This is a genomic window from Bradyrhizobium sp. 521_C7_N1_3, from assembly GCF_052075975.1.
GTDB classification, from domain to species: Bacteria; Pseudomonadota; Alphaproteobacteria; order Rhizobiales; family Xanthobacteraceae; genus Bradyrhizobium; species Bradyrhizobium japonicum.
The window spans coordinates 8,969,009-8,990,600 of record NZ_CP197232.1 but is presented as its reverse complement, the minus strand read 5'-3'; the positions used below and the strand labels follow the sequence as shown (position 1 = coordinate 8,990,600).

The following is a 21,592-nucleotide window of genomic DNA, read 5'->3' as shown; positions in this document are numbered from 1 at the left end:
ATTCTTGAAATCTGGGATCAATGGTGGGCGCACATCGATTGAACCATGGGCCTCTCGCGTGTCAAGGCGGGCTAGTCGCTCGGGGGTGCGGGCCTCTCATTGGATGATGCCATCATGCCGGTGTGTTGCCCGACGGAGCAAGTGAATTCGGAAAATGCGTAGCCCATTGATCCGACTGATGTCGGCTACTGTGCATGGGGTTGTTTTCGACATTTTTGATTGGGCCGGCGCCCGAGCGCCGCGAGGCGTCGACGGTGGTCCGCAACCGGTATGGGTTCAGGAAGATGGATGGTGGGCGCACAAGGGATCGAACCTTGGACCTCTCCCGTGTGAACCACAATCCGTAGACCCGAGCTAACCAAATCCGGCCATAGTTGAGGTGTAAAAACTCCTTAAATTAATGAGAGTTATGGCCTACTACGGCTATAAGAGCCCATACCTGACCTTACTACATTTTGTATGCCCCCGTTGTGCCCGCCGCGGATATTCCCTTGGGGCACACAAACGGGGGAGGTCTGAGACCCGGTTCTGTTCGAGGCTCACCGCCCTTCTTGCGGGGCACACTGGGGCACAGAGAGAGGGAAGGAATCATGACGGAGCCGGCCAACCAGCTGACACTCACCGATGCGGTGATCCGCAACGCAACGCTGCCGCCGGGTAAGGCGCAGCATTATCTCCACGACGACAAGCTGCCCGGCCTCGCCTTGCGCATGCGCGCCACCGGCGGCCGGACCTGGGTCTACCTCTTCACCAAGCCGGGGGTGAGGGGGACCCAGCGCAAGACCCTCGGCGCGTGGCCCAAATATAATGAGAAGGCCGCCCGCAAGGCCGCCACCATCGCCGCAGGCGAAGTCGTCAAGGGCTTGGACCCGAACGACGCGAAGCGCGAGGCGAGGCGGCAACAGGCAGCCGAGAAGCAGCGCACCACGCTCGCGACCCTCATTGTTGAAGATGGTCCTTACCAGACGTCTATGACCGAACGTCAAGTCGTCAACTGGAAGCCAGCAATGTCGGCGCTGCGGCGCGGGCTCAAGGATCACGCCGAGAGCGGCGTGGGGGACCTGACGCGACGGCAGATCATGGCTGCGGTCGATAAGATTGCCAAGACCGGCAAGCGTGGTGCAGCCAAGGACTTGCGCAAGCACGTGCATACTTTGCTCGAATGGTGCGTCGGTGAGGGCTATGTCGAGCACAACGTGCTCGCCGGCTATCGCGCGCCCAAGGAAACCCGCGCGCAAAGGGTCGGACGCCGAACGAAGGGCCGCGCGCTGACCGATGAGGAAATCATCAAAGTCTGGGATGCATCCGGCAAGCTCGGGGCTTTTGGTCTCCTGGCTCGCATGTGCCTGCTCGGTGGCCCGCGCCGCAGCGAGCCTACCATGATCGAGTGGCGAAAGCACATCATGGATGACCGTATCACCTTCGATGCGGCGTGGACCAAGATGGGCCTGCACCACGACGTGCCGCGCACCCACCTCGCAAACGAGGTGCTCGCGGCCGCCAAACACTTCCAGCGCGCAACGTCCGACTATGTCTTCCCGTCACCAAAGACCGGCGGCCAGATGTCCGGGTTCACCAAGATGGTCAACCGCCTGGTCAAGGAAGCGGGTGTTGCCAAGTTTACCATGCATGACCTAAGGCGCAGCTTACGAACCGTCATGTCTCGCTGCGGCTACGACAACGAAATCCAGCGGCTGTGTGTCGGGCAAAGGCCAAGCGGAATCGATCAGGTCTACAATCACGACGAACAGTGGATCATCCGCAAAATGGCGTTCGAAGCGGCTCACGACTACATTGCGGAGTTGGTCGGCGCGAAACGGGTCGGCAAAATCGTGCGCCTGCAGCGGACGAATCCGCTTGACCCGATCAAGGCCGAGCTCCTCGGCCGTCTCCGTGAGCATTATGCGGCTGAGGCATCTTAGTGGTCTTATCGCACTTGGCCAGATAGTCGCGTACCGCATCGACACGATAGAGGGGGCGGCCATCGACGTAGCGCCATTTCAGCGGGTGGCTCGGATTGCGCCGCCACTGCTCCAACGCGCCGGGCGTACGCCGGATGACCGCGGCCGCCTCAAATGCCGTCAAATTAGAGCTGCCCGGCAGCGTATCGATATCGAACGTCGCGGGCGGCGGCATGCCACGGTTCTTGCGACGGCGATTCGCCCGCGGTATTTTGCTGGAACCTGCCGACCCAAATGCCTCGATCCCAATCTTTTCGTCTTTGCCGCGCATGCCTCCGCCCCGAACCATGATCGGTCTGGGCAATAAGATCGTAGGCTGCTCCGGCAAGAAAGAAACCAAGTGCGCAGGTATGGTTGCTGGGTAGCTGTGGCGTACAAATAGGACGAACCGGTTCCAGCCCGGCAGACCTTCGGCCTCATAACCTGAAGGTCATAGGTTCAAATCTATCCCCGCAACCAAATTTCTGATGTAATACAACGGGTTGGGCGAAAGCCTAACCCTTTAATTTTTCGTAAATGGCCTAGCACGCGCCTAGCACAAAATTCGACTTTTTGGTTCCCTGCGCTAAAATGCACGTGGAGGTGCATGATGGCCAGGCACGAGCTTCTAGGTGGTCTGATTCAGGTATACCGGCGAAACGGCCGGTATTGGCACTGTTCGGCCTCCATCGACGGCCGCCAACACCGCAGCACGACCGGAGAGGAAGATCTCTCCCTCGCCAAGCAGTTTGCGGAGGACTCGTTTATCGGTCTTCGTGGGAAGGCGCGGGAGGGGCTGTTGGTGAATGAGAAGACCTTTCGCCAAGCCGCTGACCAATTCCTGAAAGAGTATGAGGTGATCACCGAGGGCCAGCGCAGCGAGCGCTGGGTCCAGGGTTACGAGATCAGGCTTCGCCTGCACCTGTTGCCGTTCTTCAGGCAAGGTGCAGGAATATCGCCTACACCGGATCGCAACGTCTAAGACCGGCAAGGCGCCCGCGCGCAGCACTATCCACGACGAGGTCGTGACGTTGCGGCAGGTGTTGAAGACTGCCATTCGCCATGAATGGCTCGCGCACCTGCCGGACTTCTCTCCTCCTTATAAGACTTCGGGGAAGGTGGTGCATCGGCCGTGGTTCAGCCCCGAGGAATACAAGCAGCTCTACGAAACCACGCGGGCGCACGCGAAGGCCAGCCAGATCCACCACCGTTGGAGTGCCGAGCAATTGCATGATTACGTCCTGTTCTTGGCCAACACCGGCTTGCGGCCGGATGAGGCCAAGAACCTCCAGCATCGCGACGTGACCATTGTTGAGGACGAACGTAGCGGCGAGCGCATCCTGGAAATCGAGGTGCGCGGCAAGCGGGGCGTCGGCTACTGCAAGAGCATGCCGAGCGCGGTGCGACCCCTATGAGCGGCTGCTAGGCCGCGCGAAATACGTGAAGCAGGGCAGAGCGCGGGTGCTGGCGAAGCTGCCGCCCTCTAACGAGCCGCCGCAGTTGCCCAAGCCGACCGACCACGTGTTTCCGGGCAATCACATCAAGATGTTCAATGCCCTGCTTGATAGGAGCGAGTTGAAGCTGGATCGGGATGGCAATCGGCGGACCGCATACAGCCTGCGGCATACCTACATCTGCATGCGCCTGATGGAAGGGGCGGACAGCTACTAGATAGCGAAGAACTGCCGAACCTCAGTGGAGATGATCGAGAAGTTCTATGCGGCGCACATCAAGAACAGGCTCGATGCTTCCGCCATCAATGTGCGTCAGGCCAAGCCCGCTCCTCGCAGGCAGTTGAGTGAGGTCTTCTGCTTTTGTCGCCTTGTAGACCCTTCTGGACCAAGATCGGCGCGCGGCCTGGCAACAGGACGGCAAGGGCTTCAACATCCAGTTGAGCTGCCTGCCATTGAACGGCCGCCTCGTGGTTCGCGAACCCAAGGCCGACGCGGAGGCGGGGCAATGAGCCCAGCCGCCACGCGGGGCTACGACGTCGGCTTCAAAAGCTGGATGACATACGAACCCCTCGTGCTCGCCAGCAGCGAGCACGAGGCCATCGCCAAGGGCAAGGCCATTTACGGCCTCGCCGGCCTCGGCGATTTTTCGTTCAGCGATTGCGGCGAAGGACTGGCTCGCCTAGGTTCATGAGCCGGAGGCGCATTCATGAACGTCGTCCTCAAGCCGGGTACGCGTTGACGATAGATCTCCGACATATTCATCCGAAGTCGATGGCAGCAGCGCGACGCCTGCCGCATTCAGGCGGTTGCCTCAGCTTCCGGCAGCAGGAGCCAAGCTCAAGACGATTGCTCAGAAAACCGCCTCTGTGCAAGACAATGGGTCCCTGTACGCGCAATAAGAGGAAACCGCGCTGTGACACTCTCTCTTGACGGCGAAATTCGAGACGGACGGCATTACATGCAGGTCCGCGTCTATTTCGAAGATACCGATTCCGGCCAGATTGTTTATCACGCGAATTTTTTGCGTTTCATGGAACGTGGCAGAACGAATTACTTGCGCCTGCTCGGCACCAATCAGCAAGCGCTGCTCGAGGAAACGCGGAACGATGCGCCGGGCTTCGCCTTCGTTGTCCGTTCGATGACAATCGATTTTCTAAAACCGGCAGTCTTGGACGACCTGCTTGACATTGTCACGGTCCCGCAAGAGGTGAGAGGCGCGTCGATTGCCTTGCTGCAGGAGTGCAGGCGCGGGGGTGATCTCTTGGTCTCGGCGCGTGTACGGGTCGCGTTTATCTCAGGCGGAAAAGCGCAGCGCATCCCAAAGGCTCTGAGGCTTGCTATGGAAGAGCACAGATAAATCTGCCTTTCGTTCACGCTTTAACGCTCCAGCGACCCAATGAAATCAATGCGTTGGCCTTTTGTTGCGATATCGTCAAGTCAGAGTTCTCCGGCATCGTCTATCACGCCAATTATCTTCGCTACATGGAGCGCGGGCGCACCAATCATCTGCGGCTGATGGGCGCCGAGCAGCAGGCGCTGTTCGACCAGGTCGAAACGGAGGGCGCGGGCTTTGCCTTCGTCGTGCGCTCGATGCATCTGGACTTCCTGAAGCCCGCGCGCATGGACGACGTGCTCGACGTCGTGACGTGGCCGGTTGCGGTGAAGGGTGCCTCCATCATGCTGGCGCAGGAGGTGCGGCGGGCCGAGGACGTGCTGGTGAAAGCCGAAGTGCGCGTCGCCTTCATCAGCGGCGGCCGCGCCCAGCCGATCCCGAAATCGATCCGCATCCTGATGAAGGCCGATCTGATTTCCTGATCGCCCGATAAGTGATCGGCCGATAGGTGATCGCCTATCGACTCCGCCAATTGCGGCGATAGATTGCGGCCCGGACCAACCGATGAGGCCACCATGTCGCGCCCGCCACTTCCACCCTTCACCCGTGAGACCGCCGCGCAAAAGGCGCGCATGGCCGAGGACGCGTGGAATTCGCGCGATCCGGTGAAAGTCTCGCTCGCCTATACCGAGGACAGCCGCTGGCGCAACCGCTCGGAGGTGTTCCAGGGCCGGGAGGCCATCGTCGCGTTCCTCACCCGCAAATGGGAGAAGGAGCACGACTACCGCCTGATCAAGGACCTCTGGGCCTTCGACGGCAACCACATCGCGGTGCGCTTCCAGTACGAATGGCATGACGCCAGCGGCCAGTGGTATCGCTCCTATGGCAACGAGCAGTGGGAGTTCGACGAGCACGGGCTGATGCGGCGCCGCGAGGCGTCGATCAACGATATCGCGATTGCCGAGAAGGATCGCCGGTTTCACTGGCCGGCGCCGGGACCGCGGCCGGCGGATGTGCCGGGGCTGGGGACGGATCCGTTCTGATAATTTTCGCAAGCGGTGCTGCTTCTACCCTCTCCCCTCGTGGGAGAGGGTGGCTCGCCGCCTCGCGGCGAGACGGGTGAGGGGCATCTCTCCGCGAGTCCACTCTCACATGACCGCGCCGACAGAGACCCCTCATCCGGCGCCATAGCCGAAGCTTTGCTTCGGCGTTCTCAAGAACGGCGGCCGAAGGCCGCCTATGCCACCTTCTCCTACAAGGGAAAGGGAAGAGCCTGCGCGGTGAGCGCCGCGGACTACGGCGCCGCGCGCCGCGCCAGAAACCGCGTGATCGCCCCACCCAGATTCGCGTTGTCCATCGGTTCCGCCAGTGACGCTCTTGCCGATGCAACGACATCGTCCGGCGCCTTGCCGTCGCGGAGCTCACAGCATACTTGCGCGAACCCCACGTCGAATTCCGGATGCGGCTGCACCGTCAGCGTGGCGCCGTTGGCGTAGAGCAGGCCCGCATGCGGGGTGAATTCGGACGAGAGGATCGTCAGCGCATCGCTGGGCGGCTCGACGACCTGGTCCTGATGCGAGGCGGCGATCGCGACCGCTTCGCCCTCGACGACGCCGTTCTCGGGCAGCACCTGATAGACGTGGCGGCCGATGCCCCAGCCCTTCTCCGACTTCTGCACGGTGCCGCCGAGCGCCTGCGCGATCAGCTGATGGCCGAAGCAGACGCCGACCATCGGCGTCTTGTTGGCGTAAGCCGTACGCACGAAATCTTCCAGCGGCGCGATCCAGTCGAGCCCGTCATAGACGCCGGCGGCTGCACCGGTGATCAGCACGGCCTCGAGCTTGCTCGGATCGGGCAGCGCATCGCCATTGGGGATGCTGACGACGTCCACCGTTGCCGTCGGGTCCTCGGCGCGGAGCATGCGCTCGAACATGTCGGGAAACGTGCCATGCTGCTCGCGGTATTTCTGCGGGACTTGTCCGGTCTCGATGATGGTGATGCGTGCCATGTGCCCCCCAAGGTCAAAAGATTGCGAAGCTCAGTCGCTTTCTGCCCGATGTTGCTGGTGTGGCGCTGTGCGCTCCAGCAGTGCGCTCTCCTTCCGGACCTCGTTGAGAAACGCCTTGGCCAGGCGCGACAGCGGCTCGGCTTCCGACCATAGCATATAGGCCACCGCATGCGTCGTGGGCGTGAACGGCCGCACCACGAGGCCGCTGCCGCCGTTCTGCCGCGGCGAGAACGGATCGACCACGGCGGCGCCGACGCCGGCGGCGGCGAGCACGCAGGCCGTGTTGCAGTAGCGCACCTCGACGGTTGGCTGGAACGGCGCGCCCGCGCGGGCAAAGCTGTCGCGCACGGCCTCGCCGAGGCGCGTGCCGCGCTCGAGCCCGATGAAGGGCATGCCGGACAGATCGGCAGCCGAGATCACCGGCCTGTCGGCGAGCGGATGCTGCGGCGGCAGGACGCAGACCATCTCACCGGTATGCACTACCTCGTGCGCGATGCCGGGATGATGCGTCAGCCCGAGTGCGAAGCCGAGTTCGGCGACGCGGCTGAGCACGCCTTCGATGATGCCTTCATAGCGCCGCACGTCGAAGAACACGCGCGTCTCCGGGCGGCGGCGAAGGAAGCTCGAGAGCGCCGACGGGATGATGCTGTAGGCCAGCGGCGGCGTCGCGACGAGAGCAAGATGCCCGGAGCGGTTCTCGCGCAGATCGCGGACGCGGTTCTCGAGCTTGGCGTGCAGCGCGAAGATCGCTTCGCTCTCCTTGTAGAGCGCCATCGCCTCCGCGGTCGGAAACAACCGGTTGTTGACGCGCTCGAACAGCGCAAAGCCCGCCTGCGCCTCCATCGTCTTCAGCGCGTTGCTGACCGCGGGCTGCGACAGCGCCAGTTCGTCCGCCGCCGCCACCGTGGTGCGATGGCGGATGACGGCACGCAGGATCTCGAGCTGACGCAGGTTCATATCACTGCCGATTATACTCTGGGCCAAAACATCATAGCAGAACGAATTGATTTTGCAGCCCCGCTTCCGCGTAATGGTGGCGGATTTGCACGTCGCATCAAAGGGTTCATTCGCCCATTGAGGCAGCACTGCGCACATATTGGAGGCAATCTTGGTTCGTGTCCTTCGCGCCGCCGCCGCACAGATGGGGCCGACGCAAAAAGCCGATCCGCGCGAGCATACGCTGGCGCGAATGCTCGACATGCTGGAGGAGGCCGCCGGTCGTGGCGCCAGCCTCGTGGTGTTTCCCGAGCTTGCCTTCACCACGTTCTTCCCGCGCTGGCTGCTCGAAGGCGACGCGCTCGACCATTATTTCGAGCGCGGCATGCCGAACCCCGCGGTGGCAAAACTGTTCGACCGTGCGCGCGCGCTGCGCGTCGGCTTCTATGTCGGCTATGCAGAGCTGACGCCGGATGGCCGCCGCTACAATTGCGCGATCCTGGTCGATCGCGACGGCGAGATCCTCGGCCGCTATCGCAAGGTGCATCTGCCGGGCTCGGTCGAGCCGCGCGAGGGCGCGCGCTACCAGCAGCTCGAGAAGCGCTATTTCGAATATGGCGACCTCGGCTTTCCCGCCTTCCGCGCCGGATCGGCCTGGGCGCACGCCATCATGGGCATGATGATCTGCAACGACCGCCGCTGGCCGGAATCCTGGCGCGTGCTCGGCCTGCAAGGCGTCGAACTGGTCTGCATCGGCTACAATTCGGCGGCCTATGATCCCAATGGCGGCACGACGGAAGATGGCGCGCTCCGCACCTTCCACTCGACGCTGGTGACGCAGGCCAACGCCTACATGAACGCGACCTGGGCGATCTCGGTGGCGAAGGCGGGTGAGGAGGACGGCTCCGGGCTGATCGGCGGCTCCTGCATCGTCGATCCCAACGGCCGCATCGTCGCGCAAGCCCAGACTTTGGCCGACGAGGTGATCGTCGCCGACATCGATCTCGATCTCTGCCGCCAGGGCAAGGACAAGATGTTCAACTTCGCCGCCCACCGGCGGCCGGAGCAATACAGGGTGATCACCGAACGCGCCGGCGTCATCGAGCCGGCCGTTCTCGACGCGGACTGACTGGCACGGCGCTGGCAAAGGACTCAAAGCAAAACGTTGGCAAAGGAGCTGACATGATACGCCTCTCGCTCTCTCTCGGTCTCGCAGTACTGGCTACCGTAACGTCGGCGCAAGCGGCGGAGCTTCCGGCGGAGATCAAGCAGGCTGGCGTGCTAAAACTCACGGTCAACTCCACCTACGCGCCGATGGAATATCGCGATCCCGCCACCAACGAGCTCGTCGGGCTCGACGTCGATCTGGCCAACGAACTTGCCAAGCGGCTTGGCGTCAAGATCGTCTGGAGCGAGACGCCGTTCGCCGAACTGATCCCGGCGCTCCAGACCAGGCGCGCGGACTTCATCATCTCCGGCATTTCCGACCGCGCCTCGCGGCGCGAGACCGCCGATTTCGTCGACTACCTCGCGACCGGCCCGCAGTTCTTCGTGATGGCGGACAATGCGGCCAAGGACGCGACGGATCTCTGCGGCAAGAAGGTCGGCACCACCCGCAGCACCAGCTTCCCGGTCGAGATCGAGAAGTGGAGCAAGCAGAACTGCGAGCCGGTCGGCAAGCCGGCGATTCAGTACGTCCCCGGCGAGAACTCGATCGATGTCCGCAACCAGCTCAAGCAGGGCCGCATCGACGCCGCCGTGCAGGGCAGCGAGACGCTGCCTTACGCGCAGACGCAGGAGCCCGGCAAATATCGCGTCGTCGGCGAGCCCTTTGCCAAAGGCTATCAGGGCATCATGTTCCGCAAGGACGACGCGGCCTTGCGCGAGGTCGTCACGGAGAAGCTCACGGCGATGATCGCCGACGGCGCCTACAAGGCCGTCCTCGACAAATGGGGCCTGGGGGCCAACGCGGTGGCCCAGCCCATGCTGAATGCGGCACCGCAATGAAGCCGGTGCCGGCACTCGCGGAGGGTTTCCCTGATCTGTCGGGGATGCGGATCGCGCGCGAGCCGCACTGGTTTCGCTGGCTCAGCGCGGCCCTGATCGTCCTCGTGCTGGCGGCGATCGTGCGCGCCTTCGCCGGCGGTCAGATCGAGTGGTCCTATGTCAGCCGCTTCCTGACCGCAAAAGTCATCCTCGAAGGCATCGTCAACACCATGGTGATGGCGGTGCTGGCGATGGCGCTCGGCATTGTCCTCGGCGTCGTCGTCGCGGTCATGCGGCTGTCTCCGAATCCGGTGCTGAAGACGGTCGCGGCCGGCTACACCTGGCTGTTCCGCGGTACACCGCTGATCCTGCAGCTGCTGTTGTGGTTCAACCTCGCGCTGGTGTTTCCGACCATCGGCATTCCCGGCCTGTGGTCTGCGCGCGCGGTCGACGTCATGACGCCGTTCCTCGCCGCGCTGCTCGGGCTCGGCATCAACCAGGGCGCCTATACGTCCGAGGTGATGCGCGCCGGCATGCTGTCGGTCGACATCGGGCAATACGAGGCGGCGCAGGCGATCGGCATGGGACGGCTGCGTGCGCTGCGCCGGATCATCCTGCCGCAGGCGATGCGGGTGGTGATCCCGCCGCTCGGCAACGAGTTCATCGGCATGGTGAAGGCGACGTCGCTTGCGAGCGTCATCCAGTATCCGGAACTGCTGCACAACGCCGAAAACATCTACTACGCCAATTCGCGCGTGATCGAGCTGCTGATCGTTGCCGGGCTCTGGTACCTGCTCGTGGTCTCGATCCTGACGCCGCTCCAGATGCTGCTCGAACGCCGTTTTTCCCGCGGCACATTGCGGCTGGCGCGATGACAAAACCTCTCGTCGCGATCCGCTCTGTCAGCAAGAGCTTTGGAGAGTTCCAGGCTCTCAGAAGCGTCTCGCTCGACGTCTGGCCCGGCGAGGTGATGTGCCTGATCGGCGCCTCCGGCTCCGGCAAGACTACGCTGCTCCGCTGCATCAATCAGCTCGCCGCGATTGATGCCGGCGGCATCTGGCTCGACGGCGAGCTGCTTGGCGTACGCGAGCAAAACGGCAAGCTCCATCGTCTCAGCGAGCGGGAGATCGGGCGGCAGCGGCTGAAGACCGGCATGGTGTTCCAGCGGTTCAACCTGTTTCCGCACAAGACCGCGCTGGAGAACATCACCGAAGGTCCGCTCCAGGTGCAGGGGCGCAAATCCGACGAGGTGCGCGCGGAGGCGCTCGAACTGCTCCGGCGCGTCGGATTGTCCGCCAAGGCGGACTGGTATCCCGCGCAGCTCTCCGGCGGCCAGCAGCAGCGCGTGGCGATTGCGCGCGCGCTCGCCATGAAGCCGATGCTGATGCTGTTCGATGAACCGACCAGCGCGCTCGATCCCGAACTCGTCGGCGAGGTGCTCGCGGTCATGAAGGAGCTGGCGAAGAGCGGCATGACCATGATGGTGGTGACGCACGAGCTCGGCTTCGCGCGCGAGGTCGCCGACCGCGTCGTCTACATGGATCAGGGCGCGATCGTCGAGCAGGGGCGCGCCTCGGACGTATTGGGTGCGCCGCGCGAGGAGCGCACCAGGGCATTTCTTTCGGCAGTGATCTGAAATGGGGGCGTGTTGATGAAGAGACTTTGGGTTGCGGCGGCGCTTTTCGGCGCAATGACCGTTTCGGCCTTGTCCATCGAGCTGCCGGCGGAGATCGCCAAGCGCGGCAGCCTCAAGGTGGCGCTGGTGCCGAATTATCCGCCGATGGAATTCCGCGATCCCGCCACCAACGCGCTGTCCGGCTTCGACATCGATCTCGGCGAAGCCATCGGCCGCAAGCTCGGCGTCAAGATCGAATGGCAGGAGACGAGCTTTGCCGAGTTCATGCCGTCGATCTCGACCGGGCGCGTGGACGCCATCCTGTCCGGTTTCACGGACTACGCGAGCCGTCACGACATCGCGTCCTTCGTCGATTATCTCAGGAGCGGCCCGCAGTTCTTCGTGCAGCAGTCGCGTAAGGCGGAGTTCAAGGACGCGGCATCGCTCTGCGGCAAGAAGGTCGGCGCCAGCCGCCGGACCATGTTTCCGGCGCAGATCGCGGCGTGGAGCGAGAAGAATTGCGGCGGCAATCCGATCCAGTTCGTCGGCACCGACGGCTCGGCCGACGCCCGCACCCAGCTCAGGCAGGGCCGTATCGATGCCGCCGCCCAGGGCAACGAGACGCTGCCCTATATCATGGACCTCGAGCCCGGCGCCTATGCGCCCGTGGGCGAGCCCATCGCGCAGCAATTCACCGGCATTGCCCTGCCGGTCAAGGAAAAGGCACTGCAGCAGGCCATTCTCGAAGCGGTCGATGCTCTGATCGCCGACGGCACCTACAAGACCCTGCTTGCCAAGTGGAAACTGAACGACAACGGATTAGAGAAGGCGACCATCAATGCTGGACAGTAAGGCACTCAAGAGCATCCCGCTCGTTCCGGCCAACACCGCCGATCCCGCGCCCGAATATCCCTGGCCGAAGCCGTACACTTCGGCGATGTTCCTGTCCTTCGACGTGGACGCGGAGAGCGCCTGGACCAGCAAGGACGCGGTGCACGCGCAGCGGCTCATCACCATGAGCTATGGCGGCTATGAGGCGCGCGTCGGCACGCCGAAACTGTTGGAGCTGCTCGACCAGCTCGATCTCAAGGCGACCTTCTTCGTCACGGGATGGTCGGTCGATGCGCATCCGGCGATGGCGGAATCCATCCTCAAGGCCGGCCACGAGATCGGCCATCACGGTTATCACCACCTGTTGCCAGATCCCGGCGATCCCTGGATCGAGGAGGAGCTGGAGCGCGGCTTCGAGGCGCTGAAGCGGCGGCTCGGCGTCAGGCCGACCGGCTATCGCGCGCCCTATGGCGAGTTCACCGAGGAGCTGCGCGCAGCACTCGTACGTCACGGCATCGTCTACACGTCCTCGTTCCGCGACGACGTGCGGCCTTACCGCCATCGTCTCGCCGACGGCAAGCCCGGCACGATCGAGCTGCCGGTGACCGCGAGCTATGACGACTGGATGCACGGCCTCTCCGCCCGCTTCAGCCCGCGCTCGATCTTCCCGAAGGAGCATGTGCTCTCGATCTGGAAGGACGAGCTCGACGAAACCAGGGATTGGGGCGCGATGGTGACGACCGTGCTGCATCCGCAATGCAGCGGCCGTCCGATGCGGCTGCGCCTGCTGCGCGAGTTCCTGACCTACGCAAAGTCGTGCCCTGACGTCTGGATCACGACCGGCGAGAGGATCGCGGACAACTTCCTGCGCCACGAAGCCGGTAACCGCTGAGCAGTGCCATGACCCGTCGTCGCATCCTCGTCATCAACCCCAACTCCTCGGCGTCGGTGACGGCGGCGATCGACGACGCGGTCGCGCCGCTGCGCATCGCCGGCGGACCTGACATCGAGGTGGTTGGCCTCGCCGAGGGGCCGCCGGGCATCAGCTCGCAGCGCGATGCCGACAGCGTGGTCATGCCGCTGGTCAATCGCGTCACGCGCGATGATGCGGATGCCTTCGTGCTCGCCTGCTTCAGTGATCCAGGCCTGCATGCGGTGCGCGAGGCGGCAGGCCGCCGTCCGGTGCTTGGCATCGCCGAATGCGGAATCTTTCGCGCGCTGATGCTGGGCGAACGCTTCGGCATCATCGCGCTGTCGCCATCGAGCATCCGCCGCCAGCAGCGCATGGCGCGGGTGATGGGCGTCGATAGCCGTTACGCCGGAAGCTGGTCGGTCGGCGCGAGTGCCGCGGAAACGGCGGGCGCCGATATCCGCGGCCGCTTGATCGAGGCCGGCCGCGCACTGGTCATCCAATGCCGAGCCGATGTCGTGGTGATGGGCTGCGCCGGCATGGCATCGCACCGCGCGGCGATCGCGGAAGCGATCGGTGTGCCCGTGATCGAGCCGGCGCAGCAGGCGGTCGCCGCTGCGATCGGCGCAGTCTTGTTGAACACGTAAGATCCTTCAGGAGCCTTGTCATGCCGATCTCCCGCCGCTCGCTCCTCAAGGCTGCCGCAACAGTGCCGGCGCTTTCACTGCCGGGTATCGTCCGGGCCGAAGCGCAGAGCACCTTGCGCTTCATTCCCGTCATCGACCTTGCCTTCGTCGATCCCATCTATTCGACCGCGCAGGTGTCGCGAAACCATGGCTTCATGGTCTACGACACGCTCTACGGCATGAGCTCGTCGCTGCAGGTCTCGCCGCAGATGCTGTCGGGCCACGCCATCTCTGCTGACTTGCTGCAATGGGACCTCAGCTTGCGCGACGGCCTGTTCTGGCACGATGGCGAACGTGTGCTGGCGCGCGACTGCGTCGCCAGCATCCGCCGCTGGGCCGCGCGCGACGGCTTTGGCGGCGAACTGCTGGAGGCGACCGCCGAGCTTTCGGCCGCCGACGACCGCACCATCCGCTTCCGTCTCAAGCGTCCGTTCCCGCTGCTGCCGCAGGCGCTCGGCAAGGCCGCGATCAATCCCTGCTTCATGATGCCGGAGCGGCTGGCGAGCCAGGACCCGTTCAAGCCGCTGACCGAAGTCATCGGCAGCGGCCCGTTCCGCTATCTCGCCGACGAACGCGTGCAGGGCGCGCGCAACGCCTATGCCAAGTTCGAGCGCTACCAGCCGCGCACCAACGGCAAGCCGGATTGGACGGCGGGTCCGAAGATCGTGCATTACGACCGCGTGGTCTGGACCACGACGCCCGATGCCGGCACCGGCGTCGCCGCGCTCCAGACCGGCGAGCAGGATTGGCAGGAGACCACGCCGCACGATCTGTTGCCGATCATCAAGGCGGCCGGCGACATCGAGACGCGCATCCTCGACCCCAGAGGCTACGCCTGCATGCTGCGCCTCAATCATCTGCAGCCGCCGTTCGACAATCCTGCCGTGCGCCGCGCGCTGCTGGGTGCGATCGACCAATCCGCGTTCATGACGGACGTGGCCGGCACCGATCCGGCCTTCCAGGTCTCGCCGATCGGCTATTTCGCGCCGGATACCCCGATGGCGAGCGATGTCGGCCTCGACGTGTTCCGCGGTCCGCGCAACTACGACAAGGTGAAGGCCGATCTGAAGGCCGCCGGCTACAATGGCGAGAAGATCGTGGTGCTGGTCCCCACCAACTCGCTGGCGCAGAAGCCGCTCGGCGAGATCGCGGTCGACAGCTTGCGCAAGGCTGGCATGAACGTCGAATATGCCGGGCTCGATTTCGCCGTCGTGTTGCAGCGCCAGCTGAAGAAAGACCCGATTGGGCAGGGCGGCTGGAGCGCCGCCGTCGGCAACTGGCAGGGAATCGACTGGCTCAATCCGGCCGGCAACACCAACATTCGCGGCGAGGGCAAGGTCGCCGGCTGGTACGCGAGCGAGAAGATGGGGCCGTTGCGCAGCCAGTGGCTGGCGGCGTCCCAGCTTGCCGAGCAGCAGCGCATCTGCCGCGAGATCCAGGCGGTGGCGTTCGAGGAAATCCCCTATATTCCGATCGGCCTGTACAAGCAGCCGACCGCCTATCGCAAAGCCATCACCGGCATTCTCGACGGCACCGCCGTCTTCTGGAACGTACGCCCCGCATGAGCACCACAGCAATTTTCGGCAGCTATGTGCTGTCACGCAAGGACGGCGCGCAGGATGTGCTGCGCGACCATTGGGTCCTGGTCGAAGGCAAAAAGATTGCGGCAATCACGCGCAGCAAGCCGAGTGCGGATCAAACTTACGACCGCCCCGGCCGCTTCGTGTTGCCCGGTCTCTTGAACCTGCACAATCACTGCTTCTCCGAGGCGGTGGCGCGCAGCCACAGCGAGGACGGCAACGGCCGCAAGAACAACCAGAGCATCGTCTACACGGTGCTCTTGCCGCTGACCAAGCGCGGCGCCGATATCCTGTCGGCGGAAGAGCGCCTCGCGGTCGCCCGGCTCGGCATCCTCCAGCTGCTCAAGGGCGGCGCCACCACGGTGATGGAGCCGTTCCGGAATTCGATTCCGGAGATGTTCGATGCCGCCGAGGAGATGGGCATCCGCTTCTACGGCGCGCCCTATCTGTTCTCGACGTCAGATGCCAAGGCGGGTCCGGACGGTGTGGTGCGCTATTCCGGCGACGACGGCACCGCCGACATGGCGACGTGGGACGCGCTCTACCAGCGCTGGAATAATCGCGGCGACGGCCGCATCTCGCTCGCCATGAGCCCGCACGCGACCGACACCTGCGGCCCCGATCTGCTGAAAGCCTGCGCGGAGCGGGCGCGCGAGCTCGGCGTGCCCATCACGACGCACATGGCGCAGAGCCGCGGCGAGGTCGAGACCATCGGCAAGCGCTATGGCGGCCGCACGCCGGCAGAATATCTGGACTGGCTCGGCCTGCTGGCGCCGGATCTGATGGCCGCACACTGCATGTTCAGCTCGGACGACGATCTCAAGCTGATGGCCGCGCGCGGCATGACCGTGCTGAATTGCCCGCGCGTGTTCGCGCGCGCCGGCGTCACCGCGGCGTTCAGCCGCTTCGCCGAGCATGGCGTGCGCACCGTGGTCGGCACCGACGGCTACAACATGGATCTGCTGGGCGAGCTCAATGCGGCCTCACTGATCTCCAAGGTCACCTCGGCGCGCGCCGATGTCGCCAACTCGCCGGCGCTGATCGAGGCGAACACGGCCGTCGCCGCCGACGTCATCAAACGGCCTGATCTCGGCCGGATCGAGCCGGGCGCGACGGCCGATCTCACCGTCGTCGATCTCACCCATCCGCATCTTCAACCGCTGTTCGATCCGCGCCGCGCCCTGATCGCGCTCGCCAACCGCGCCAACATCGATCAGGTCATGGTCGACGGCCGCATGCTGGTCGATGAGGGATGCTATCTCGGCGCCGACGAGGCGGCGATCACCGCGGCGGGCAGTGCGGCGATCGGCAAGATCTGGGACCTGCCGGAGGCGCAGGCCGCGTTCAACGGCTGAGCGTTGCGTCGTCCTCGAATTCCACCAGCGCTTTGCGCATGGTCTCGACCAGATCGAGCGCCACGGGCGAGGGGCTGCGCTGTGCCGGAAAGACCGCGGAGAATTCGAAATCGATGCGCGGCAGGAAGCGGCGCACGACGACGCCGCGAGTGGAAAATTCCTGCGCGGTGAAGGGATCGCAGATCGCGACGCCAAGCCCTGATGACACCATGCCGCACATGATCTCCGACAGCGTGGTCTCGACCCTGAGCACGCGGCGCACGTCGTGGCGATGGAAGACCTGGTCGACGAGATGCCGGCTCGACGATCCCGCCGACAGCGAGATGAACGTCTCGCCCTCGAAATCGCGCGGCTCCAGCACCTCCTTCTCCGCGAGGCGATGGCCGGTCGGCAGCACCGCGACGCGCGCCAATGCCGGCAGCCGCTGGCTCGGCAGGCCGGAATGGGCGATCGGCACCTCGGCAAAGCCGATGTCGCATTGATTGTTGAGCACCCAATCAACCACGATCGGCGAGATCACGCCGAAGAAGGCGAGGTTGAGGTTGGGCCGTTCTTTCAGGAAATGTCCGGCGAGCCGCGGCAGATAGCCGTTCGACAGCGCCGGCAGTGCCGCGATCCGCAGCGAGCCGGTGCGGCGGCCACGGATTTCCTCGGCGGCCGCCGTGATGCGCTCGAGCCCGACGAAGGAGCGCTCCACTTCGGTATAGAGCGCCATCGCCGCGGCGGTCGGCACCAGCCCGGTACCGCGCCGCTCGAACAGCTCCATTTTCAGCAGCGCCTGGAGGTCGCGGAGCAGCCGGCTCACGGCCGGCTGCGTCACGGTCATCAGCGCTGCTGCCTCAGTCACGCTGCCGGTCAGCATCGTCGCGCGGAAGGCCTCCACCTGCCGCGAATTGATCCGCGCCATCCCAATTTCCATCCATAACATTTAGGCATGCAGAGGGTGCCATTATTCATTGGACGATGGAAGCCAGGGTTTGCGATCTTTTTCATCAGGACTGGAGACAGCCCGCTTTTTCGGCAGATTGGAGGGGTTCAAACCTCCGAATCGCGCCAAAACCTGGCGAACAGGGGCCGGAGCCCTGTCCGGCGAGGATTGGCGCGGAAGGAAATGCGGAAGGCGCCTCAGTCAGAGATTTTTCGGCACGTCACCTCATCCCGGTATTGGAGATCGGTCCATATGAAGACTCTCAGCCTTCTGACCGCGGTCAGCATCGCAGCGCTCATCGCCGTCCCGTCAGCCGCCTCGGCCCAGCAGAAAACGCTCTATGTCGCCGGTTACGGTGGCTCGTTCGAGAAAACGATCCGCGACGAGGTGATCCCGGCCTTCGAGAAGGAGAACGGGGTCAAGGTCGAGTACGTCGCCGGCAACTCCACCGACACGCTGGCCAAGCTCCAGGCGCAGAAGGGCAATCAGCAGATCGACGTCGCCATCGTCGACGACGGCCCGATGTACCAGGCGATTCAGCTCGGCTTCTGCGGCAAGCTCGACGGTCTGCCGGCCGATCTCTACGACACTGCGCGCTTCAAGGACGATCGCGCCGTTGCGATCGGCATCGTCGCGACCGGCCTGATGTACAACACCAAGGTGTTCGCCGAGAAAGGCTGGGCGCCGCCGACCTCCTGGAACGATTTGAAAGACACGAAATACGCCAAGCAGCTCGTGATCCCGCCGATCAACAACACCTACGGCCTCGAAGCGCTGGTGATGCTGTCGAAGATGAACGGCGGCGGCGAGACCAACGTCGATTCCGGCTTCAAGATCTTCAAGGAGCAGATCAATCCGAACGTGCTCGCCTACGAACCGTCGCCGGGCAAGATGACCGAGCTGTTCCAGTCCGGCCAGGCCGTGATCGCGGTGTGGGGCACCGGCCGCGTGCAGAGCTTCGCCAACACCGGCTTCCCCGTCGACTTCGTCTATCCGAAGGAAGGCGCGGCGACGCTGCTGACGACGGCATGTCCGATCACCAAGCCGAATGCCTCGCCGCTGGCCTCCAACTTCGTCAAGATGCTGCTCGACCCGAAAATCCAGCTCGTGATGCTGAAAGATTACGGCTACGGCCCGGTGTTGAAATCACTGGTGGTCCCGCCGGAGCTCGGCAAGATGGCGCCGATCGGCGAGCGCGCGGCAAAGCTCTACAATCCGGACTGGACAGTCATCAACGAGAAGCGCGAGGAGTGGACCAAGCGCTGGAATCGCGAGGTCGAGCGTTGATCTGATCGTTCGTAGCGGAGACAGCGCATGGCCTATCTCGAGCTCGATCGGGTCGCAAAGCAGTTCGGCGCGCAGACTGTGGTCGACGACTTCAGTCTGTCGGTGGGGAAGGGGGAGTTCATCTCCTTCCTCGGCCCGTCCGGCTGCGGCAAAACCACGACCTTGCAGATGATCGCGGGCTTCCTCGATCCCACACGCGGCGCGATCCGCCTCGAGGGCAAGGACCTGACCGCGATCCATCCCGCGAAGCGTGGGCTCGGCATCGTGTTCCAGAGCTACGCGCTGTTTCCGCACATGACGGCGGCGGAGAACGTCGCGTTCGGCCTCGAGATGCGCAACGTGCCGCGCGCCGAAAGAGCCGAGCGCGTCCGCGCCGCGCTCGCGATGGTCGGGCTCGCCGGTTACGAGGACCGCCATCCGCGCCGCATGTCCGGCGGTCAGCAGCAGCGCGTGGCGCTGGCGCGCGCGCTGGTGATCAAGCCGAGCGTGCTCTTGCTCGACGAGCCGCTGTCCAATCTCGACGCCAAGCTGCGCGAGGAGATGCAGATCGAGCTGCGCCAGATCCAGCGCACCATCGGCACCACGACGATCCTGGTCACCCACGACCAGAACGAGGCGATGTCGCTGTCCGACCGCATCGTGGTGATGAGCCAGGGCCGCATCGAGCAGATCGGCTCGCCGCAGGAGACCTATGAGAAGCCGGCCTCGGCCTTCGTCTCGCAATTCCTCGGCAAGACCAACGACTTTGCGGCGACGATTGATCGGACCGCGACGCTGGTGCGGCTGGTGGCTGGCTCCTGGAGCGCGCCGGCGCCGGCCGGGCTCAGCGGCCCTGTCACTGTCAGTATTCGCCCTGAACGGATCGGCTTTGGCGATACGGGGCTCAGCGCAAAGATCGTCACGCGCATCTTCCAGGGCAATCACTGGCTGTTCCAGTGCGACAGCGAATGCGGGCCCGCGATCGTGATCCGCCAGAATGACGGGACGGCGCCGCCGGCTGAGGGCGAGGCGGTTCGCCTCGCCTGGCGGCCCGAGGACATGAGCGTGCGCGCGAGGGCAGGCGCATGAGCACGGTCGCCGAGGAGCGCGGTGCGCGTGCGCCGTGGGCGCTGACCGCGCCCGCCTTGATGCTGTTCGTCGGCGTGCTGCTGATTCCGCTGGCGATGACGGTGATGTTGTCGTTCCACGACTGGGGTCAGTACAAGGGCATCGAGCCGGTCTTCATCCTGAAGAACTGGCACGAGATCGCGACCGATCCCTATTACGCAGAAATGTTCTGGCGGACGTTTCGCATCGCGATCCTGACAACGCTGCTCACCGCTTTGCTCGGCGCACCCGAAGCCTACATCCTCAACCGCATGAGCGGCCGCTGGAAGAGCTTTTTCCTGCTGATCATCCTCGGGCCGCTCTTGATCTCCGTGGTGGCGCGGACGCTTGGTTGGGCGCTGCTGTTCGGCGGCAACAACGGCCTCGTCAACAAGCTCCTGTTGTCGCTCGGAGTGATCCGCTCGCCCATTCCCTTCATGTTCACCGAGACAGGGATGGTGGTTGCACTTGCCCATGTGATGATGCCGTTCATGGTGCTGTCGGTGTGGGCCGCGCTCCAGCGGCTCAATCCGCAGATCGAGAACGCCGCGATGTCGCTCGGTGCGGGGCCCGTGACCATCATCCGGCGCATCATCATGCCGCAGATCATGCCGGGCGTGCTGTCGGGCGCGATCATCGTGTTCTCGCTCTCGGCCAGTGCCTTCGCGACGCCCGCGATCATCGGCGGCCGCCGGCTCAAGGTCGCGGCGACGCTGGCCTATGACGAATTCCTCAACACGCTGAACTGGCCGCTCGGTGCCGCGGTCGCCACGCTGCTGCTGGTCGCGCTGGTGCTGATCGTCGTCGGCAGCAACGCGCTGATCGAGCGCCGCTACGCGGAGGTGTTCCGATGAGCCGGAACGGCCCGCTCGCGCTGATCTTCCACACCATCTTCGTCATCGTCATGGTCGCGCCGATCCTGGTGGTCTGCCTCGTTGCCTTCACGCCCGAAGGCTTCCTGTCGCTGCCGACCAACGGCTTTTCGCTGCGCTGGTTCAGGGCGATCGCCAACTACCCCGAGTTCATCCATGCCTTCTGGGTCAGCCTCGGGCTCGGTGCGCTCTCATCCCTCGTGGCGCTACTGTTCGCGGTGCCGGCAGCGCTCGCGATCGCGCGTTATCGCTTCCGCGGCCGCGATGCGCTCGCGGCGCTGTTCCTGTCGCCGCTGATGATCCCGCATGTCGTGCTCGGCATCGCCTTCCTGCGCTTCTTCACCTCGGCCGGCCTCGGCGGCAGCTTTGCCGCGCTGATCATCGCGCATGTCATCATCGTGTTTCCGTTCGCGCTGCGGCTGACGCTGGCGGCGGCGACCGGCATGGACCTCTCGGTCGAGATGGCGGCAGTCTCGCTCGGCGCCAACGGCTGGACGCTGTTTCGTCGCGTGACGCTGCCACTGATCCTGCCCGGCGTCATCAGCGGCTGGGCGCTCGCCTTCATCCAGTCCTTCGACGATCTCACCATGACCGTCTTCCTTGCGGCACCCGGCACCGAGACGTTGCCGGTGCGCATGTTCCTTTATATCCAGGACAACATCGATCCGCTGGTGACGTCGGTCTCGGCCTGCGTGATCGCGATCACCATGACCGCCCTCATTCTGCTCGACCGCTTCTACGGGCTCGACCGTGTGCTCGCCGGCAAGGGCGATACGGGACGATAG

The 21,592-nt window shown here is 64.3% G+C and carries 25 protein-coding genes; 21 read left to right on the top strand and 4 right to left on the bottom strand.

The window, feature by feature from the left end:
• Positions 1–590: 590 nt before the first annotated feature.
• Entirely contained in the window at positions 591–1,922 is a 1,332-nt protein-coding gene (locus AB7008_RS42535; protein WP_014492323.1) for a tyrosine-type recombinase/integrase, read from the top strand.
• Here AB7008_RS42535 and AB7008_RS42530 read toward each other — a convergent pair.
• On the bottom strand, positions 1,867–2,232 hold the full coding sequence (locus AB7008_RS42530) for a hypothetical protein (protein ID WP_014492324.1): 366 nt from the start codon (positions 2,230–2,232) through the stop codon (positions 1,867–1,869). The genes AB7008_RS42535 and AB7008_RS42530 overlap by 56 nt on opposite strands.
• A gap of 318 nt (positions 2,233–2,550) precedes the next feature.
• Here AB7008_RS42530 and AB7008_RS42525 point away from each other — a divergent pair, with 318 nt between their 5' ends.
• The 7 genes from AB7008_RS42525 (at position 2,551) to AB7008_RS42495 (ending at position 5,770) form a co-directional block, all read left to right on the top strand.
• Positions 2,551–2,922: a hypothetical protein gene (locus AB7008_RS42525; protein WP_014492325.1), complete on the top strand. Its 372-nt coding sequence runs from the start codon at positions 2,551–2,553 to the stop codon at positions 2,920–2,922.
• Positions 2,885–3,355, top strand: coding sequence for a hypothetical protein (locus AB7008_RS42520; protein ID WP_014492326.1), 471 nt, complete (start codon positions 2,885–2,887; stop codon positions 3,353–3,355). Before AB7008_RS42525 ends, AB7008_RS42520 begins: the two co-directional genes overlap by 38 nt.
• A 25-nt stretch (positions 3,356–3,380) precedes the next feature.
• Complete coding sequence (locus AB7008_RS42515; protein ID WP_028140375.1) at positions 3,381–3,611, top strand: hypothetical protein; 231 nt, start codon at positions 3,381–3,383, stop codon at positions 3,609–3,611.
• 288 nt (positions 3,612–3,899) lie between these two features.
• Positions 3,900–4,085 (top strand): hypothetical protein, encoded by a 186-nt coding sequence (locus AB7008_RS42510; protein WP_014492328.1) that lies wholly within the window; start codon positions 3,900–3,902, stop codon positions 4,083–4,085.
• 222 nt (positions 4,086–4,307) lie between these two features.
• Positions 4,308–4,751, top strand: coding sequence for a tol-pal system-associated acyl-CoA thioesterase (gene ybgC / locus AB7008_RS42505; RefSeq protein ID WP_011089947.1), 444 nt, complete (start codon positions 4,308–4,310; stop codon positions 4,749–4,751).
• A 53-nt stretch (positions 4,752–4,804) separates the two neighbouring features.
• Positions 4,805–5,209: a YbgC/FadM family acyl-CoA thioesterase gene (locus AB7008_RS42500; protein WP_028159540.1), complete on the top strand. Its 405-nt coding sequence runs from the start codon at positions 4,805–4,807 to the stop codon at positions 5,207–5,209.
• Between the two features lie 93 nt (positions 5,210–5,302).
• Entirely contained in the window at positions 5,303–5,770 is a 468-nt protein-coding gene (locus tag AB7008_RS42495; RefSeq protein ID WP_014498138.1) for a nuclear transport factor 2 family protein, read from the top strand.
• Positions 5,771–6,021: 251 nt separating this feature from the next.
• Here AB7008_RS42495 and AB7008_RS42490 read toward each other — a convergent pair whose 3' ends face one another.
• Complete coding sequence (locus AB7008_RS42490) at positions 6,022–6,735, bottom strand: type 1 glutamine amidotransferase (protein ID WP_304491422.1); 714 nt, start codon at positions 6,733–6,735, stop codon at positions 6,022–6,024.
• Between the two features lie 30 nt (positions 6,736–6,765).
• On the bottom strand, positions 6,766–7,692 hold the full coding sequence (locus AB7008_RS42485) for a LysR family transcriptional regulator (RefSeq protein ID WP_248879939.1): 927 nt from the start codon (positions 7,690–7,692) through the stop codon (positions 6,766–6,768).
• 151 nt (positions 7,693–7,843) lie between these two features.
• Here AB7008_RS42485 and AB7008_RS42480 point away from each other — a divergent pair, with 151 nt between their 5' ends.
• From AB7008_RS42480 to AB7008_RS42440, 9 genes are read left to right on the top strand one after another with little or no spacing between them, the layout of a single operon-like run.
• Positions 7,844–8,800, top strand: a complete 957-nt coding sequence (locus AB7008_RS42480) for an N-carbamoyl-D-amino-acid hydrolase (protein ID WP_283842778.1) — start codon at positions 7,844–7,846, stop codon at positions 8,798–8,800.
• Between the two features lie 53 nt (positions 8,801–8,853).
• A complete protein-coding gene (locus AB7008_RS42475; protein WP_441260784.1) occupies positions 8,854–9,678 on the top strand; it encodes an ABC transporter substrate-binding protein in 825 nt (274 codons plus the stop codon).
• A complete protein-coding gene (locus tag AB7008_RS42470) occupies positions 9,675–10,532 on the top strand; it encodes an amino acid ABC transporter permease (RefSeq protein WP_304491420.1) in 858 nt (285 codons plus the stop codon). The genes AB7008_RS42475 and AB7008_RS42470 overlap by 4 nt, the downstream gene beginning before the upstream one ends.
• Positions 10,529–11,293, top strand: coding sequence for an amino acid ABC transporter ATP-binding protein (locus AB7008_RS42465; protein ID WP_304491419.1), 765 nt, complete (start codon positions 10,529–10,531; stop codon positions 11,291–11,293). Before AB7008_RS42470 ends, AB7008_RS42465 begins: the two co-directional genes overlap by 4 nt.
• A gap of 15 nt (positions 11,294–11,308) precedes the next feature.
• Positions 11,309–12,124: an ABC transporter substrate-binding protein gene (locus AB7008_RS42460; RefSeq protein ID WP_248879935.1), complete on the top strand. Its 816-nt coding sequence runs from the start codon at positions 11,309–11,311 to the stop codon at positions 12,122–12,124.
• Positions 12,111–12,995, top strand: coding sequence for a polysaccharide deacetylase family protein (locus tag AB7008_RS42455; protein WP_304491418.1), 885 nt, complete (start codon positions 12,111–12,113; stop codon positions 12,993–12,995). The genes AB7008_RS42460 and AB7008_RS42455 overlap by 14 nt, the downstream gene beginning before the upstream one ends.
• An 8-nt stretch (positions 12,996–13,003) precedes the next feature.
• Positions 13,004–13,660 carry an aspartate/glutamate racemase family protein gene (locus AB7008_RS42450; RefSeq protein WP_304491417.1) on the top strand — a complete coding sequence of 219 codons (657 nt, stop codon included), beginning with the start codon at positions 13,004–13,006 and terminating at the stop codon, positions 13,658–13,660.
• 20 nt (positions 13,661–13,680) lie between these two features.
• Positions 13,681–15,264, top strand: a complete 1,584-nt coding sequence (locus tag AB7008_RS42445) for an ABC transporter substrate-binding protein (RefSeq protein ID WP_441260783.1) — start codon at positions 13,681–13,683, stop codon at positions 15,262–15,264.
• A complete protein-coding gene (locus AB7008_RS42440) occupies positions 15,261–16,634 on the top strand; it encodes an amidohydrolase family protein (RefSeq protein WP_304491415.1) in 1,374 nt (457 codons plus the stop codon). The genes AB7008_RS42445 and AB7008_RS42440 overlap by 4 nt, the downstream gene beginning before the upstream one ends.
• On the opposite strand, the gene AB7008_RS42435 is transcribed toward AB7008_RS42440, so the two are convergent.
• Positions 16,624–17,541, bottom strand: a complete 918-nt coding sequence (locus tag AB7008_RS42435; protein ID WP_259256280.1) for a LysR substrate-binding domain-containing protein — start codon at positions 17,539–17,541, stop codon at positions 16,624–16,626. The genes AB7008_RS42440 and AB7008_RS42435 overlap by 11 nt on opposite strands.
• Positions 17,542–17,814: 273 nt before the next feature.
• Here AB7008_RS42435 and AB7008_RS42430 point away from each other — a divergent pair, with 273 nt between their 5' ends.
• Genes AB7008_RS42430 through AB7008_RS42415 form a run of 4 tightly spaced genes read left to right on the top strand, consistent with a single transcriptional unit; the run spans position 17,815 to position 21,592 of the window.
• Complete coding sequence (locus tag AB7008_RS42430; RefSeq protein WP_028161124.1) at positions 17,815–18,849, top strand: ABC transporter substrate-binding protein; 1,035 nt, start codon at positions 17,815–17,817, stop codon at positions 18,847–18,849.
• Between the two features lie 27 nt (positions 18,850–18,876).
• A complete protein-coding gene (locus AB7008_RS42425) occupies positions 18,877–19,917 on the top strand; it encodes an ABC transporter ATP-binding protein (RefSeq protein ID WP_212505310.1) in 1,041 nt (346 codons plus the stop codon).
• Entirely contained in the window at positions 19,914–20,789 is an 876-nt protein-coding gene (locus AB7008_RS42420; RefSeq protein WP_441260782.1) for an ABC transporter permease, read from the top strand. The genes AB7008_RS42425 and AB7008_RS42420 overlap by 4 nt, the downstream gene beginning before the upstream one ends.
• Positions 20,786–21,592 carry an ABC transporter permease gene (locus AB7008_RS42415; protein ID WP_039153716.1) on the top strand — a complete coding sequence of 269 codons (807 nt, stop codon included), beginning with the start codon at positions 20,786–20,788 and terminating at the stop codon, positions 21,590–21,592. The genes AB7008_RS42420 and AB7008_RS42415 overlap by 4 nt, the downstream gene beginning before the upstream one ends.